The following is a 14,119-nucleotide window of genomic DNA, read 5'->3' on the forward strand; positions in this document are numbered from 1 at the left end:
GTCGTATTCTCGACATAGTGGCAATATCAGCATAGACGACGCGACGTGACTGAGACCCGCAAATTCCTTGGCCGGCATCATTGGCTGTGCGCGTTGCTTCTGGGCGCCACGCTGATCGTAAAAGCCCTGGTGCCCGCGGGTTTCATGCCGGTCGCCTCGAATGGTGTGATCCTCGTCCAGCTCTGCTCGGGTCAAGGGCCGCAGACGATCGTCTTGGAGCTGCCGGGCAAGACCGGCGAACATGACCATGGGGAGCACAAAAAGGCGGAAGCGCCCTGCGCCTTCTCCGGACTGTCCTCGCCCACACTCGCGGCGACCGACGCGCTTCTGCTGGCGATCGCGATCGCTTTCATCATCGCGACGGGTTTCCGCCTTCCGCCGCGTATAGTCCTCTGGCGCGGTATCTATCTTCGCCCGCCCGCGATTGGGCCACCCTCCGCCTGATTCACTCAACATTTCCGCGTTGAACGGCGCCCAATCGGGCGTCCCATGTGAATCAGGATTCCGACATGACGAATTTGCATTTTGCCGCGCGGCGCGCGGCACCTGTGGCGCGTGCTTCTGCCGGCGCTACCGCTTTCAAGACCCGCCTGGCACGCGATATTGCTGCCCCCGCCTTCGTCGCAGCGCTGGCCTGCTGCCCGCTCTCGCCGGCCTTTGCACAGGATGGCATTGTGCTGCCGGAGGTCGATGTGGACTCGGCCAGCGAAGCGCCGTCGACGGGATCGGGCGAAAGGATCTCCTCATCTCGCCTCCGCAACCTTCAGGCCGGCTCGAGTGATACTGCCGCCATTCTTCAAAGCGTGCCAGGTGTCAGCGGCTTCGGCGCCGGGGGCTTTTCGACCCTGCCGGTGATCCGCGGCTTGGAGGCGCAGCGCCTGACCGTGCTCGTCGACGGCGTGGCGATCGCCTCGGCCTGCCCGAACGATATGAATCCGCCCCTGTCCTATACCGATCCGCAGACCGTGGGTGCGATCGACGTCATTACGGGCGTCTCGCCGGTCAGCTATGGCGGCGACAGCATCGGCGGGATCATCCGCGTCGAGAGCGCTCCGCCCCGCTTCGCGAAACAGGGCGATACGCTGCTGACAGGTGAAATCTCGGCCTTCTATCGCAGCAATGGCGATGGCTTCGGCGGTTCGCTTTCAATGACGGCCGCGAGCGACAAGATCAGCCTGACCTATAACGGCTCCTATACCCAGGCCGACAATTTCAAGGGCGGTGGATCGCTGGGCATCGTGCGATCGAGCGAATATGCAAAGACCGATCACAGCCTGAGCCTGGCCGCGCAGGTCGGCAGCGGCTTGGTCGAGCTGAAGGGCGGCTATCATTTCGCGCCCTACGAGGGGTTTCCCAACCAATATATGGACATGACGTCCAACAAGTCCTGGTTCCTGAACGGGCACTATGCAGGCGTCTTCGATTGGGGCAATCTCGATGTGCGGGCGAGTTGGCGCGACACCGACCATGCCATGAACTTTCTCGCCGATAAGGGTGGGACGGCTACTGGCGGAATGCCGATGAACACCGAAGTCCATAGCGCCGGATACGCGGTCCAGGCCGAAATCCTGCTGGGCGGTGCCGGAACGCTGCGTCTCGGCAATGAATTCCAACACCAGTGGCTCAACGATTTCTGGCCGCCCGTCGCGGGAAACATGATGATGGGGCCGAATGCTTTCATCAACGTCAACGGGGGGAAGCGCGATCGTCTCGGCACATTCCTCGAATGGGAAAAGAGCTGGGATCGCGGGTTCACGCTGGTCGCCGGCATCCGCAACGATCAGGTCTGGATGAATACGGGGACGGTCGCGCCCTACGGCACCGGAATGATGCAGATGGCCGACGTGATGGCGGCCGCCGCGTTCAATGCAGCCGACCGCAAGCGGCACGATAGCAATTGGAGCGGCACGTTGCTTGCTCGATATGCGCTGTCGCCTCATGCGGAAATCGAGTTCGGCTATGCCCGGAAGGTGCGTTCGCCGAATATCTACGAACGGTATAGCTGGGGCCGCGGCGGCATGGCGAGCCGGATGATCGGGTGGTTCGGGGACGGGAATGGCTATGTCGGCAACCTCGCGCTTCGCCCGGAAAAGGCGGATACGCTGAGCGCCGCTCTGTCGGTTCATGGCGGCGGCAAGGATGGCTGGTCGCTGAAGATCGCGCCTTATTTCACTCATGTTGACGACTATATCGACGCCGTGAAGCTGGCGGACTTTACCGACACGGCGGGCAGACCGACCGCTTTCGATCAATTGCAATTCGCCAACCAGAAGGCGGAGATTTATGGCATCGACCTGTCGGCCGCCGTCCCGCTCTGGTCGTCCTCATCGGCAGGGAGCGCACGACTGACCGCGCGCGCGAGTTGGTTGCATGGCGAGAACCTGGCGGACCATGGACCGCTCTATCACCAGATGCCGTTCAACGCGGCGCTGGGGCTGGAACATAGGATCGGCGGACTGGAAACCCGGATTGACCTGACCGTCGTCGGCGAGAAGGATCGTGTCGATCCGACCCGCAATGAGCCGCGAACGGGAAGCTATGCGCTGCTTGACGTCCAGTTGGCCTATCGCATCGACAATGTGCGATTGACGCTCGGCGCGGACAATCTGTTCGACGCGGCCTATAATGCTCCGCTCGGCGGGATGTCGCTCGGGGATCTGAAGGCGACCGGCGTTCTTCGCCCGGTCCCGGGCCGGGGGCGGTCGGTCAACGCAGGCGTCACGATCTCGTTCTGACGACAATGCGTTCGGAACGAAAATCCTTGATGCAGGGGCGGGGGACAGGCGATGGCCTGTCCCCCGCCTTGTCGCAGCGTTTGGGCGCGGGTCTGGCTGCTGCAACGTGCTGCCTGGCTTTGCTGGTAGCTCTGGACGCCAATCTTTCAGGCTTGGTGTCGTCGGTGTCGCGCCGGGAAGTGAGCAGCTTCACACTGTTCACGCCAACGCCGCCGCCTCCCACTGTGCCGCCTTCTCGGCCGCGTGAGATCAAGCGGCCGCCCGATCCGCAATCTGGAATGGCAATCGCTTCAGCGCAAACGAGGAAGCAGGCGGCCGCCCCAGCGCCTTCGCCGGTGGGTGCCCCGCTGTCATCGACGTCGCCACCGACGCCCTTGATGCCTTCAATCGACGGGCCTTCGCGGACCAATTTTGCCGTCGATCCTGCGCCGGCCCCTGACAGCAAAGCCGAAAGCGTGCTCGCGTCCTATCAGGGTCAGCTCTGGGCACGAATTTCAGCGCGCAAGCCCAGGGGGCTAAACCTGTCCGGCGTCGCCATGGTGCGCTTTGCCGTCGGTCGTGCCGGCGAACTGATTTCCGTCGAGCTTGCGGCATCCAGCGGAAACGCGGCGCTGGATCGTTTAGCGCTCCGGACGGTCCGCAATGCTGGTCCCTTTCCACCGCCTCCCGCGACGGTGGAAGGGGACCAGCTCGTCTTCACGATCCCCTTCAGCTTTCATTGAGGGCGCTGAGCGGGCGGCACGTCCTCGATCGTCAACATGGCGACACGCACCCTTTCCAGATAGGATACGCGGCTGTCGTCCCCGGCCTTGATGGCGGCCTGTGCTTCGTCGACAAGCACTTGTCCGGCTCGCGGCCCATGTTCTTCGAGAAGCGCCTGCGCGGTCATGATTTCATCGGTCAGGATTGCCTCATTGCCCGCGTCGCCCGCTTTCAGTCGCAGCGACAGTTTCTTTCTATCCATTATGTCGTCCTCCCCCAGATATGCCGATCACGCGCTGGCGCTTACCAGCCAGGCCTTGGCGCCCATGCGAACGCCGTCATCGTCGCGGTTGCGCTCGAACAGCGCGGCAAGATCCCGCTGAATGGCCTCACGCACCTCTGCGCCGCTCGGCCGAACGAGATCGCCGATGTGCATTCCGTCCAGCACGAAACGCGCGGCGCTCTCGGCATCGCTGCCGGGTCCGCCAATGCGCTGATCGCCGGTCCAGACATCGAACTTGATGTCGGAGAATCCCGCGCTTTGCAGAAGGTCGATCACATAGTCCTGTTCGGCCAGCGCGAATGGCCCCGGCGCACGCGGCTGAGGCGTCGGCAAGTCGATTTGCTCGCTGATGACTCCCATGATGCTGCGCTGCCAGGGATTCTCGGCGACCGGCGCCCAGACCGCAATGTCGAGCCGCCCGCCTTCGCGGAGCATCCGGCGCAGATTGGCGAAGGCAGGGTATGGCTGGGCGAAGAACATCGAGCCGAAGCGCGAGAACAGCCGATCGAACGGCGCTTCCTCCGGCATGGCTATCGCCGCATCGCCTTGCTCGAAGCGGATATTGGCGAGGCCTGCGCGCGTTGCCCGTTCGCTCGCGGCCGCCACGAGATCGGCCGATATGTCGAGGCCCAGCGCAAATCCGGTATTCCCGACGGCCGCGGCGATCTGCCGGGTCGTCCAGCCTCCGCCGCACCCAACGTCGACCACCGTTTCGCTGGCGGTATAGGCGGCCTGGGCGAGCAGCGCCTTGCCGATCGGCTCGATCATGCCCTCGAAACGGTCGAGCTGGGCGAGCCAGCGCGTGCCTGCCTGGCCTGCCCAATCATGCGCGGCAAGGCTGTCCAGATTCTCGCCAGCATCGTCCATCAAAGTCCTCCCATCATAGTTGCGAAAAATCAGTTCCAGATTGCGGCCGCGCTGCGCCACAGCATGTAGGCGGCGACCACGAAGATCAGCAGGGCGAAGATCGTATTGAGCGCGCCCTTGTGACCCGACAGCCGGTGCGAAAGTGCTGCGCCGGCGATACCGCCGACGATGCCGCCGCCGATGAACACCGCGGCAAGTCCCCAATCGACCAGCCCGGAAAAGGCATAGTTGAGCGCGGCCGTAAGACCGAAGGCCGTTACCGCGACCAACGACGATCCGACGGCATTGCGCATCGGCATCCCCGTCGAAGCCATCAGCCCCGGAACGATCAGGAAGCCCCCGCCGATGCCGAAGAAACCGGAGAACAGGCCGGTGGCGCTGCCATAGCCAATCACCTTGGGCGCGTTCTCACGGCGGCACTGGACATCGGGATTGCCGGGATCGCCGCGCTTCTTCAGCATGAGTGCGCCGACCAGGATCATCAACAGCGCGAACAGGAACAGCAGCTTCTGGCCGTCGAAGGCCTTGCCGAGCGTCGATCCGGCATAGGCCCCCGCGACGCCGGCGGCGGCGAACATGCCCGCGCAGCGCCACTTGATCGTGCGCTGACGGGCATGGGGAACGAGATTGGCGCCGGCATTGGCGGCAACCGCGAGCGCGCTGGTGCCGATCGCGACATGGGGCGAGGCGACGCCGACGAGATAGACCATGAGGGGGACGGCGAGGATCGACCCGCCGCCCCCCACGAGGCCGAGCGTGAAGCCGACGAGCGAACCCGATCCGGCTCCGAGCAGATATTGGACAGGTTCGAGCGTCATGGCCTTACAGCGTGTTGACCGGGAGCTTCAGATAGCTGGTGCCGTTGTCTTCCGGCTCCGGCATGTGACCGCCGCGCATGTTGACCTGAATGGACGGCAGGATCAGCCGGGGCATTCCGAGCGTCGCGTCCCGCGTCTCGCGCATGGCCACGAACTGGTCCTCGCTCACTCCATCGCGGACATGGACATTATGTTCGCGCTCCTCTCCCACCGACGTCTCCCAGGCATAGGTGTCGCGCCCAGGGGCCTTGTAGTCGTGGCAGAGATGCAAGCCCGTCTGATCGGGCAGCGAGAGCAGGCGCCGGATGGACCGGAAAAGCGTGCGGGCGTCTCCACCGGGGAAGTCCGCGCGGGCCGTGCCATAGTCGGGCATGAACAGCGTGTCGCCGATGAACGCCGCATCGCCGATCACATAGGTCATGTCGGCGGGGGTGTGGCCGGGAACATGCAACGCGATCGCCTCGATCGACCCGACCTTGAAGCGGTCGCCGTCATCGAACAGGCGGTCGAACTGCGAGCCGTCGCGGGCGAAACGCGTGCCCTCGTTGAAGATCTTGCCGAACACCTCCTGCACCGTGAGGATATGACGGCCGATCGCGAGCGTGCCTCCCAACTTCTCCTGAAGATAGGGCGCGGCTGAGAGATGGTCGGCATGAGCGTGCGTCTCGAGCAGCCATTCGACCTCAAGACCTTCGCTATGGATATAGTCGATCACCTTGTCAGCCGACGCGAAGGACGTGCGCCCCGAAGCCGGCTCGAAATCGAGCACGCTGTCGATGATCGCAGCCTTGGCGGTCGCGGGATCGGAGATGACGTGGGTCACGGTGAACGTGTCCTCGTCGAAGAAGCTGCGGATGACCGCGGGCCGCGCATTGCTCGCGGCCTCGACAATGCGGGCGGCTTCACGGATTTGCGGATCGGTCATGGCCTTGTCCTTTCATTCGATAAGCGGGTGTGCCGGCTTCGCGCTAAGGGGGAGGGGCGCGCGAAGCCGGCCCGACCGGCTCAGAGTGTCTTCTTGCTGAAATACCAGTCGGTGTAGTCGTAGCCCTCGTCCTTGCGCGCCTTGGCGGCCTCGGCGGTCGCGGGCGGCGGCACGATCACGGGTTCACCGGGCTGCCAGTTTTCGGGCGTCGCGACCTTGTTCGCGTCGGACGTCTGAAGCGCGGTCAGCAGGCGGACGAACTCGTCGACCGAGCGGCCGTTCGACATCGGGTAATAGACCATTGCCCGGATGACGCCTTCGGGGTCGATCAGGAAGGTCGCCCGCACGGCGGAGGTGTCCGACGCGCCGGGATGGATCATGCCGAAGGCCCTGGCGACGTTCATCGACAGGTCGTCGATGATCGGGAAGGTGATCTCGACGCCGAACTTCTCCTCGATGCTGCGCATCCAGGCGATGTGCGAATGCACGGAGTCGATGGAGAGGCCCAGCAGCTCGCAATTGAGCGCCTTGAAGCGATCGGCCGCCTTCGCGAAGCCCATGAACTCGGTCGTGCAGACCGGGGTGAAGTCCGCGGGGTGGGAGAAGAGGACCAGCCACTTGCCCTTGTAATCGTCGAGCGAGCGTTCGCCGTGGGTGGTCTTTGCCTTGAAGGCCGGCGCCGGTTCGTTGATCCGGGGCATGGAGGGGGCGGCCACGTCTGTCATTTTATCGTCTCCTGTGAGTGAGTGGGCGACAGACATTAGATACACATTTCTATTAATCGTGAGAACACGATAAACCTAATTCCTCTGATCGGATTTTTCAATCTTTTCCGAAAGCGGCGGCAAAGGCCGGATTCGCGGCGCGCAAAAGCGGGCGCGCAAACGCTTCAAAGCATCATTTAATCTAATTTATAGGGTGATCGCGGCCCGAATCAGGCGGCGGCGAGAGCCTGTCTTACCCATGCGACGAGTCGGGCGCGGTCCATCGCCCCGGCCTGACGTGCGATCTCGCGGCCGCCCTTGAAGAGTATCAGCGTCGGGATCGACTGGATGCGGTAGCGCCCCGATATGCCCTGCTCGGCCTCGGTATCGACCTTCAGCAGACGGACATGCGGTTCCAGTTCGGCGGCGGCCGCCTTGAACGCCGGGGCCATCGCGCGGCACGGCCCGCACCAGCTCGCCCAGAAATCCACGAGAACAGGCAGACTTCCGCGCCCCACATGGCGGTCGAAGGCGGTGGCATCGACATCGACAGGCTGGCCCTGGAACAGCGGCATCGAGCATCGCCCGCAATTGGGCGCAGCGCCGATCTTCGCAGCCGGAACCCGGTTGATGCTCGCACAGACCGGGCAAACCACAAGCTGGGACTCGGACATGCGGACATCTCCTATGGAACGCTATCGCTGCTTAATCATTTACCCGCATGATGTAACCGTGTAAGAAAGGGGGTTCAAGACTTGCCTCCCTTCAGGAGTAGGAAATTTGAATCCCAGCGCAAATGAGAGTGGCGTCTGTTCGCCGGTCCAGATCGGCGATGCCGCGCCCAATTTTCAGGCGCGCACGACCCTGGGCGAAATGAGCCTGTCCGACTATCGCGGCCGCTGGGTGTTGCTGTTCTCCCACCCTGCGGACTTCACGCCCGTCTGCACCAGTGAATTCGTCGCGCTCTCGCGCGCCGGGGAGCGGTTCAAAGCGCTCAACTGCGCGCTTGTCGCGATCTCGGTCGACAGCCTCTATTCGCACCTCGGATGGATACGGGCGATCCATGAGCATTTCGGTGTCACGGTTGGTTTTCCGATAGTCGAAGATCCCTCGATGGTCATCGGCCGTGCTTACGGAATGATCGCCGACGATGCGCCCGACGCGGCGACGCTCCGTGCGACCTTCTTCATCGACCCCGACGGCATCGTTCGCGCCAAGCTCTGCTATCCCGCCACTATTGGCCGCTCGGTAGAGGAGCTGCTGCGCGTCGTCGCCGCGCTACAAATGGTCGACAGCGACAATGTGGTCACGCCCGAAGGCTGGCGCCCTGGCGATGACGTGCTGCTCCCGCCCTATCAGGATCAGGATTCCGCGCTCGATGCGGCAGGCGATGCCTGCTGGTTCCACCGGACGCGGCCCGACAAGCACAAAAAGGCAGGCAAGTGACGACATTCACCGATAGCGAACTCGATGCGATCACCGACATTCTGAAGGCGCTCGGGCATGACGTGCGGCTAAAGCTCATGCGGACGCTGCTCGAGAATGGCGAGAAGTCAGTCGGTGAACTCGAAACCATGACCGGCATCGGCCAACCGGGCCTGTCGCAACAGCTTGCCATCCTGCGCAAAGCGGAGCTGGTGCAGACGCGCCGCGATGCTAAGCTGGTCTTCTACAGCCTCGCGCCGGATGCGCTGGAAAGCACGGCAAAGCTGCTCTGCGCCTTGTCGGGCATTTCCGCGAAGGACGTGCAGCCCGGCGTGAAAGGCGCGGGGTCGCGCGCACGGGGATCGGCTGCAACCTTCGCCCGGATCTTGTGATCGCGCGTCATTGATAGGCTGGGGACATCGGATCGGCCGCTTCGTCCCCGGACACCGGCCATCATAGGAGACGCAGGATGACGCAGGATTCCGGCAAGGGCGCAAAGCCTGACGATCCAAAAGAGAAACCGCCCAAAGCGGGCCGCAAGAAGCCCGGTGCGGGCAACACCGGGAAGAGCGGCAAGCCCAAGGAAGCCGCACCGCTCGATCCGGTCGAGGAAGCGGGCATAGAGTCTTTCCCGGCGAGCGACGCTCCAAGCTGGACGCCCTGATCCGTGGCTGGTCTGATACGGGCGACCGCCCTCGTATCGGCGGCGCGGCGGCTGTTCCGGTCCAGCGAAGCCAGCCTGATCCTGCTTTCGGTCGGCGTCGGTATCCTTGCCGGCTTGTTGGCCTCGCTTCTGGGCAAAGCCGCCTGGATCATGCAATCGCTGCTCTACGGCCTCGGCACGGACCTCCGGTTGAGCGGCCTCGTCTCGATTTCGCCCGCTCGCTTGCTGGCGCTGCCGATCGGCGGCCTGGTGCTGGGTGCGCTGGTGCTGTTCACACGCCGCAAGAAACGCACCTCGATCGACGTCGTGGAAGCCAACGCGCTTCATGGCGGGCGGATTCCCCTGCGCGATACCACGATGGTCTGCGGACAAACGCTGATCTCGAACAGCTTTGGTGCATCGGTCGGCCTCGAAGCCGCCTATGCGCAGGCCGGGGGCGGCATCGCCTCGCTGATCGGACAATGGCTCAATCTGAGGCGCGGCGATCTGCGTGTGCTGGTCGGCGCCGGATCGGGCGCAGCGATCGGGGCCGCCTTCGGCGCGCCGCTGACCGGCGCCTTCTATGCTTTCGAGATCGTTATCGGCGCCTATACCCCGGCAAGCATCGCCCCTGTCGTGGCTGCGACGATTTCCGCGGTCATCACCGCCAGGACGCTGGGCGCAACCCCCTATCTGATCGCGGCGCAAAGCAGCCAGCATCTCTCGGCCGCGAACTATATCCTCTACGCAGGGCTGGGGCTGATCGCGGCCCTGCTCGGCATCGCCATCATGCGGCTCGTCTCGCTCGCGGAAGCGGGGGTTCGGCGCACCGCGATTCCCGAATGGCTGCGGCCCGCTCTGGGCGGCGCTATCCTGATCCCGCTCGCGCTCACGACACCGCATGTCTTGTCGGCAGGTCACGGCGCGTTGCACCTGACCATCGCCGGCAATATCGCGCTGGGCGCCTTGATCCTGATCTTCGCGCTCAAGTCGCTCGCGTCGATCGTCTCCCTCGGCTTCGGCTTTAGGGGCGGTCTGTTCTTCGCCTCGCTATTTCTCGGCGCGGTGCTGGGACAGATATTCGCGCGCCTGTGGGCGTTCGTCCCCGATGGCATTCCCCTGTCGCCGATGGATGCTTCGCTGGTCGGCATGGCCGCGCTGGCGGCCGCGGTCGTCGGTGGCCCGATGACCATGTCCTTCCTCGTTCTCGAAGCCACGCATGATTTCGAGATCACGGCGGTCGTGCTGACGGCCGCGCTCTGTTCGAGCACGCTAGTCCGCGAGCGGTTCGGCTATTCCTTCTCCACCTGGCGCCTGCATCTGCGTGGCGAGGTGGTTCGCAGCGCGCGCGATATTGGCTGGATGCGAACGCTCACCGCGCGGCGCATGATGCGGACCGCGCCCGCCACCGCGTCGCCGGCGATGCCGGTCAAGGCATTTCGCGAGCATTTCCCGCTCGGTTCGACAAGCCGCGTGCTGCTTCAGGACGAACAGGGTCACTATGCGGGCCTCGTTCCCACGGCGGCGGCCTTCGCCGATCCGGCGCAGACCGAAAGGCCGGTGTCCGACTTCGCAATCCTCAAGGATGTCACGCTTTCGCCGGATATGTCGATCGTGCCGATCATGGAGCTGTTCGACAGCAGCGCGGCCGACGATCTTGCCGTGGTCGATGCTCAGGGCCGGATCGTGGGAATGCTGACTGAACGCTATGTCCGCAAACGCTATGCCGACGAGCTGGATCGGGCGCAGCGCGAACTCTACGGCGAGGATTGACTTGAGCCGCCGATCTCAAGGATCGACCCGTCATCCTTGCCGGCAAGCGCCAGCAACGCTCCCCTGTGGCTCACGACGACAAGGCCGGTTCCGGTATCGCGAAGCCAGGTGTCGAGCCGGCGTGCAAGCCGCGCTTCCGTCACCATGTCGAGGCCTTCGCTCGGCTCGTCGAGCAACAGCCACGGCTTCGCCGCGAGGACCGCGCGCGCGATCGACAATCGTTTGAGTTGCCCGCCCGACAGGCGCGCGCCGCCATCTCCGACCCATTGGTCAAGCCCGTGCGGCATGGTGCGGACGTCAACCGCGAGGCAGGCCACTTCCAGCGCTGCCCAAAGCTGTTTATCGCTGAGGCCAGAGCGGGCGACACGCAGATTGTCACGCACTGTTCCCGACAGGAGCTGCGCATCCTGCGGCGAGAGCGCGAAGGCCGCTCGCACCGTCTCAGGCGGCAGCGCCTCGATAGGCTGACCATCAAGGCAAATGCCTGAATTCCGATCCGGCGGACGAATGCCTGCCAGCGTTTCGAGCAGGCTGGTCTTGCCGCTGCCGGATTGTCCAGCAATCCCCAGGCGCTCGCCAGATTCGAGCCGCACATGCACACCACCTCGATCCAGGGCGATGCTCCGCCCGATCGGCCCGGATGCACTCTTCGCCGGGATGGGAGCACTATGCGGCCCCGCCATGTCCTCCAATCGCGCGAGGGCGGCCGTCACCAGCGCGCCCCGCGACACACCCCGAATATAGCCTGACAAGGTCTCGATCGCGCCCGCCGATGCCAGCACGGCGAGCACCGTCATGGGCAAAGGGGCGTTGGAGATCGCGAGGACCGCGCCCATCGCGATACCCCCGCCAAGGGTCAGCCCGGCGTCGATGACCGCTTCGCCGCGCGCGAAACGGCGCCGTGCCCGGTCCAGTTCGGCCGTCTCGACGGCAAGGCTCCGCTCGATCGCCGGGGCCAGGTCATAGGCCAGGATTTCGGGCGAGGCCGACGCATAATCGACCATGCCAACCTTCAATCGCGCCAGCGCCGCCGCAATGTCAGTGGCGGCGATCGTGAGCAAACGGGGCGTCGCCAGATTCGCCCACAAGGCGAGGCCGGCGATCAGCGCCAGCAAGGCAAGGCTGGCCCAGGGACTGGCAAGCCATGCGAGGACGAGGCCGATCACCGCGCCGGCAAGGGCGGCGGGAAGCGCGGGCCTGCGGACAAGGCTGTCTTCGAGCGCGCCGATGTCCTGCACGAGCCGGGTCACGGTATCGCCCGCTGATACGGCCCGCACGTCGCGCACCGACAGGATGCGGTCGAACAGGCGCGCGCGGACCGTGGCGAGCGCCATCAAGGCTGCGCGATGGCCATAAAGGCGTTCGCCATAGCGCGCCGTCGTCCGGACGATCGCGAGCAGCCGGATCATCGCGCTCGGCACGAGATAGTTGAAGCCCTGCGCAGCCAGCACCCCGCCAAGGCCGGCAAGCGCGGCGCCGGTGATGAACCATCCCGACAGGCCCAGCAGCAGGACCGCGGCGATCGTCGCGGCGGCGGCGAGCGCGCCGGCGATGCGGAAAGCGCGGCGCTCGGGGGCGATGGCTTCGGCCAGTAGCCGGTCCATATCCGCGCGGCTCATGCCAGCACCATTTCGCTATCGGCGATCGCGGCCAGCTCGGCGCTGTGCGTCACCATGAGGACCGTGCGGCCCGTGGCGGCCGAAGCCAATATCCCGGCAATGTCAGCCGCCGACCTCGCATCGAGATCCGCCGTCGGTTCGTCGAGCAGCCAGAGCGGCGCGTCTTTCAGAAGCACTCTTGCGACGCCGACGCGGCGGCGCTCGCCTCCCGACAGACCCGATCCACGGTGGTCGAGCGGCAGGGACATGCCTTGCCCGCGCGCCTCGATCATCGGTCCAAGCCCGGCAGAACGGGCAGCAGCTTCAACTTCGGAGTCGTCGGCCTCCGGGCGCGCAAGGCGGATGTTGTCGGCGAGCGTTCCGGGGATGAACGCGACCGATTGTCCCGCCCAGCCTATATGGCCGGGAAGCGCGACGGTTGCCGCGTCTCGGCCGTCGATGAGAATCCGTCCCCTGCCGATGGGCGCAAGCCCTAGCAGCGCGTGCAGCAGGCTGGACTTGCCGATGCCGGTAGCTCCGCGCAGCGCGAAAGTGGTGCCTGCCGCGACGTCCAGCGTGAACGGACCGATAGCCGTCTCGCCATAGTCGATGACCACGCCGTCGAAGCGCAGCGCGGGCGGAGCCTCGATCGCGCGAGGGGAGGAAGCCGGGGACGGGGGAGCGATCTTTTCCAGGCGTTCGACCGCGGCCTCTCCGACCTGCTTGTCATGATAGGCGGCTGCGAGGCGGCGCATGGGGAGGTAGAATTCGGGCGCGAGGACGAGGACGAACAGGGCTTGTCCAAGGGTCAGCGTCTCAGGTGCGGGGAAAGGCAGGATGCCCAGCAGGTTGAAGCCGCAATAGAGCGCGACCAGCGCCACCGACAGCGCGGCAAAGAATTCGATGATGGCGCTCGAGACGAAAGCGATCTTCAGCACGTCGACCGTGCGGGTCGCCACCTCGCGGGTGGCGTCGGCAAGATGGCGGCCGATGCGGTCCTGCGCGCCGAACCCGACGATCACCGGGAGCGCACGCACGCGGTCGACGAACAGACCGGACAGGCGGCTCAATGCGTCGAGCTGGCGGGCAGCGGCGCGGGCGGCCGCGCTACCGGCGAGCGCCATGCCAAGCGCGAACGGCATGAGCGTCGCAAGCATGATCGCACCGGCTACCCAGCTTCCGAACGCGGCGGCAACCGCAATGACGAGGGGCGACAGGACCGCCGCGCGGCGGAGAGGCTGGAAGCGGGCATGGAAGCCGCCCAGGTCTTCGATCCGGTCGACAGCATCGGCTACCGCCTCGCCCAGCATCCGGCGATCTCCCGGCGCCGCGACAAGGATTCGGGGATAGACCCGGTTCCTCCAGCTCGTCTTGGCGCAGACTGCCCCGATCTCGCCGGCGTCGGTTGCACCGATCTGTATCGCGGCGCGAAGCAAGCTGGCTGCGATCAATCCGGCGACGGCGACCAGCACATTGCCATGATCGCCGCGCGCGGCCGCCGCCACACCGGCAGCAAGCGCGCCCGCCATAAGGATTGCCGCGCCGCTATCGGCGGTCCAGAAAAGGGCCGCGCCCTGTCGATCAAATTGGTTGCTCATATACTCAGTTACGAGTAATGGCTAATCATAATCTTTTCAACCGACTCA

The 14,119-nt window shown here is 64.9% G+C and carries 15 protein-coding genes; 7 read left to right on the forward strand and 8 right to left on the reverse strand.

Going from position 1 to position 14,119, the window contains the following annotated elements:
- Positions 1 to 45 precede the first annotated feature (45 nt).
- From HRJ34_RS13005 to HRJ34_RS13015, 3 genes are all read left to right on the forward strand, one after another.
- A complete protein-coding gene (locus tag HRJ34_RS13005) occupies positions 46 to 444 on the forward strand; it encodes a hypothetical protein (RefSeq protein ID WP_226948734.1) in 399 nt (132 codons plus the stop codon).
- A 65-nt stretch (positions 445 to 509) separates the two neighbouring features.
- The gene (locus tag HRJ34_RS13010) at positions 510 to 2,735 is read left to right on the forward strand and encodes a TonB-dependent receptor (protein WP_208634288.1); all 2,226 of its coding nucleotides are present in this window, start codon (positions 510 to 512) and stop codon (positions 2,733 to 2,735) included.
- A 377-nt stretch (positions 2,736 to 3,112) separates the two neighbouring features.
- Positions 3,113 to 3,457 carry an energy transducer TonB family protein gene (locus tag HRJ34_RS13015; RefSeq protein WP_161628993.1) on the forward strand — a complete coding sequence of 115 codons (345 nt, stop codon included), beginning with the start codon at positions 3,113 to 3,115 and terminating at the stop codon, positions 3,455 to 3,457.
- Here HRJ34_RS13015 and HRJ34_RS13020 read toward each other — a convergent pair.
- The 6 genes from HRJ34_RS13020 to trxC form a co-directional block, all read right to left on the reverse strand.
- Complete coding sequence (locus HRJ34_RS13020) at positions 3,451 to 3,699, reverse strand: hypothetical protein (protein WP_012049931.1); 249 nt, start codon at positions 3,697 to 3,699, stop codon at positions 3,451 to 3,453. The genes HRJ34_RS13015 and HRJ34_RS13020 overlap by 7 nt on opposite strands.
- Positions 3,700 to 3,726: 27 nt before the next feature.
- A complete protein-coding gene (locus HRJ34_RS13025; protein ID WP_012049930.1) occupies positions 3,727 to 4,587 on the reverse strand; it encodes a class I SAM-dependent methyltransferase in 861 nt (286 codons plus the stop codon).
- A 29-nt stretch (positions 4,588 to 4,616) separates the two neighbouring features.
- A complete protein-coding gene (locus tag HRJ34_RS13030; RefSeq protein ID WP_012049929.1) occupies positions 4,617 to 5,405 on the reverse strand; it encodes a sulfite exporter TauE/SafE family protein in 789 nt (262 codons plus the stop codon).
- Between the two features lie 4 nt (positions 5,406 to 5,409).
- On the reverse strand, positions 5,410 to 6,330 hold the full coding sequence (locus HRJ34_RS13035) for an MBL fold metallo-hydrolase (protein WP_012049928.1): 921 nt from the start codon (positions 6,328 to 6,330) through the stop codon (positions 5,410 to 5,412).
- 80 nt (positions 6,331 to 6,410) lie between these two features.
- Positions 6,411 to 7,055: a peroxiredoxin gene (locus HRJ34_RS13040; RefSeq protein WP_012049927.1), complete on the reverse strand. Its 645-nt coding sequence runs from the start codon at positions 7,053 to 7,055 to the stop codon at positions 6,411 to 6,413.
- A gap of 209 nt (positions 7,056 to 7,264) precedes the next feature.
- On the reverse strand, positions 7,265 to 7,708 hold the full coding sequence (trxC, locus tag HRJ34_RS13045; RefSeq protein ID WP_012049926.1) for a thioredoxin TrxC: 444 nt from the start codon (positions 7,706 to 7,708) through the stop codon (positions 7,265 to 7,267).
- A gap of 106 nt (positions 7,709 to 7,814) precedes the next feature.
- Here trxC and HRJ34_RS13050 point away from each other — a divergent pair, with 106 nt between their 5' ends.
- The 4 genes from HRJ34_RS13050 (at position 7,815) to HRJ34_RS13065 (ending at position 10,875) form a co-directional block, all read left to right on the forward strand.
- Positions 7,815 to 8,480 carry a peroxiredoxin gene (locus tag HRJ34_RS13050; protein WP_012049925.1) on the forward strand — a complete coding sequence of 222 codons (666 nt, stop codon included), beginning with the start codon at positions 7,815 to 7,817 and terminating at the stop codon, positions 8,478 to 8,480.
- Positions 8,477 to 8,851: an ArsR/SmtB family transcription factor gene (locus HRJ34_RS13055; RefSeq protein WP_012049924.1), complete on the forward strand. Its 375-nt coding sequence runs from the start codon at positions 8,477 to 8,479 to the stop codon at positions 8,849 to 8,851. The genes HRJ34_RS13050 and HRJ34_RS13055 overlap by 4 nt, the downstream gene beginning before the upstream one ends.
- A 77-nt stretch (positions 8,852 to 8,928) precedes the next feature.
- On the forward strand, positions 8,929 to 9,123 hold the full coding sequence (locus HRJ34_RS13060) for a hypothetical protein (RefSeq protein ID WP_053555252.1): 195 nt from the start codon (positions 8,929 to 8,931) through the stop codon (positions 9,121 to 9,123).
- 3 nt (positions 9,124 to 9,126) lie between these two features.
- Positions 9,127 to 10,875: a chloride channel protein gene (locus HRJ34_RS13065; RefSeq protein WP_012049923.1), complete on the forward strand. Its 1,749-nt coding sequence runs from the start codon at positions 9,127 to 9,129 to the stop codon at positions 10,873 to 10,875.
- Here the strand turns inward: HRJ34_RS13065 and HRJ34_RS13070 are convergent.
- Complete coding sequence (locus HRJ34_RS13070; RefSeq protein WP_012049922.1) at positions 10,860 to 12,494, reverse strand: amino acid ABC transporter ATP-binding/permease protein; 1,635 nt, start codon at positions 12,492 to 12,494, stop codon at positions 10,860 to 10,862. The two genes, HRJ34_RS13065 and HRJ34_RS13070, sit on opposite strands and share 16 nt — an antisense overlap.
- Positions 12,491 to 14,071, reverse strand: coding sequence for a thiol reductant ABC exporter subunit CydD (gene cydD, locus HRJ34_RS13075; protein ID WP_012049921.1), 1,581 nt, complete (start codon positions 14,069 to 14,071; stop codon positions 12,491 to 12,493). The genes HRJ34_RS13070 and cydD overlap by 4 nt, the downstream gene beginning before the upstream one ends.
- Positions 14,072 to 14,119: the final 48 nt, after the last annotated feature.

Origin of the sequence: Rhizorhabdus wittichii, from assembly GCF_017607425.1 — a bacterium.
Taxonomy (GTDB): Bacteria; Pseudomonadota; Alphaproteobacteria; order Sphingomonadales; family Sphingomonadaceae; genus Rhizorhabdus; species Rhizorhabdus wittichii.

What these genes read in the sequence shown, in the direction of transcription:
- HRJ34_RS13010 (WP_208634288.1), top strand. Translation starts at nt 510, where the DNA reads ATGACGAATTTGCATTTTGCCGCGCGGCGCGCGGCACCTGTGGCGCGT.
- HRJ34_RS13015 (WP_161628993.1), top strand. Translation starts at nt 3,113, where the DNA reads ATGCCTTCAATCGACGGGCCTTCGCGGACCAATTTTGCCGTCGATCCT.
- HRJ34_RS13020 (WP_012049931.1), bottom strand. Translation starts at nt 3,699, where the DNA reads ATGGATAGAAAGAAACTGTCGCTGCGACTGAAAGCGGGCGACGCGGGC.
- HRJ34_RS13025 (WP_012049930.1), bottom strand. Translation starts at nt 4,587, where the DNA reads ATGGACGATGCTGGCGAGAATCTGGACAGCCTTGCCGCGCATGATTGG.
- HRJ34_RS13030 (WP_012049929.1), bottom strand. Translation starts at nt 5,405, where the DNA reads ATGACGCTCGAACCTGTCCAATATCTGCTCGGAGCCGGATCGGGTTCG.
- HRJ34_RS13035 (WP_012049928.1), bottom strand. Translation starts at nt 6,330, where the DNA reads ATGACCGATCCGCAAATCCGTGAAGCCGCCCGCATTGTCGAGGCCGCG.
- HRJ34_RS13040 (WP_012049927.1), bottom strand. Translation starts at nt 7,055, where the DNA reads ATGACAGACGTGGCCGCCCCCTCCATGCCCCGGATCAACGAACCGGCG.
- trxC (WP_012049926.1), bottom strand. Translation starts at nt 7,708, where the DNA reads ATGTCCGAGTCCCAGCTTGTGGTTTGCCCGGTCTGTGCGAGCATCAAC.
- HRJ34_RS13060 (WP_053555252.1), top strand. Translation starts at nt 8,929, where the DNA reads ATGACGCAGGATTCCGGCAAGGGCGCAAAGCCTGACGATCCAAAAGAG.
- HRJ34_RS13070 (WP_012049922.1), bottom strand. Translation starts at nt 12,494, where the DNA reads ATGAGCCGCGCGGATATGGACCGGCTACTGGCCGAAGCCATCGCCCCC.
- cydD (WP_012049921.1), bottom strand. Translation starts at nt 14,071, where the DNA reads ATGAGCAACCAATTTGATCGACAGGGCGCGGCCCTTTTCTGGACCGCC.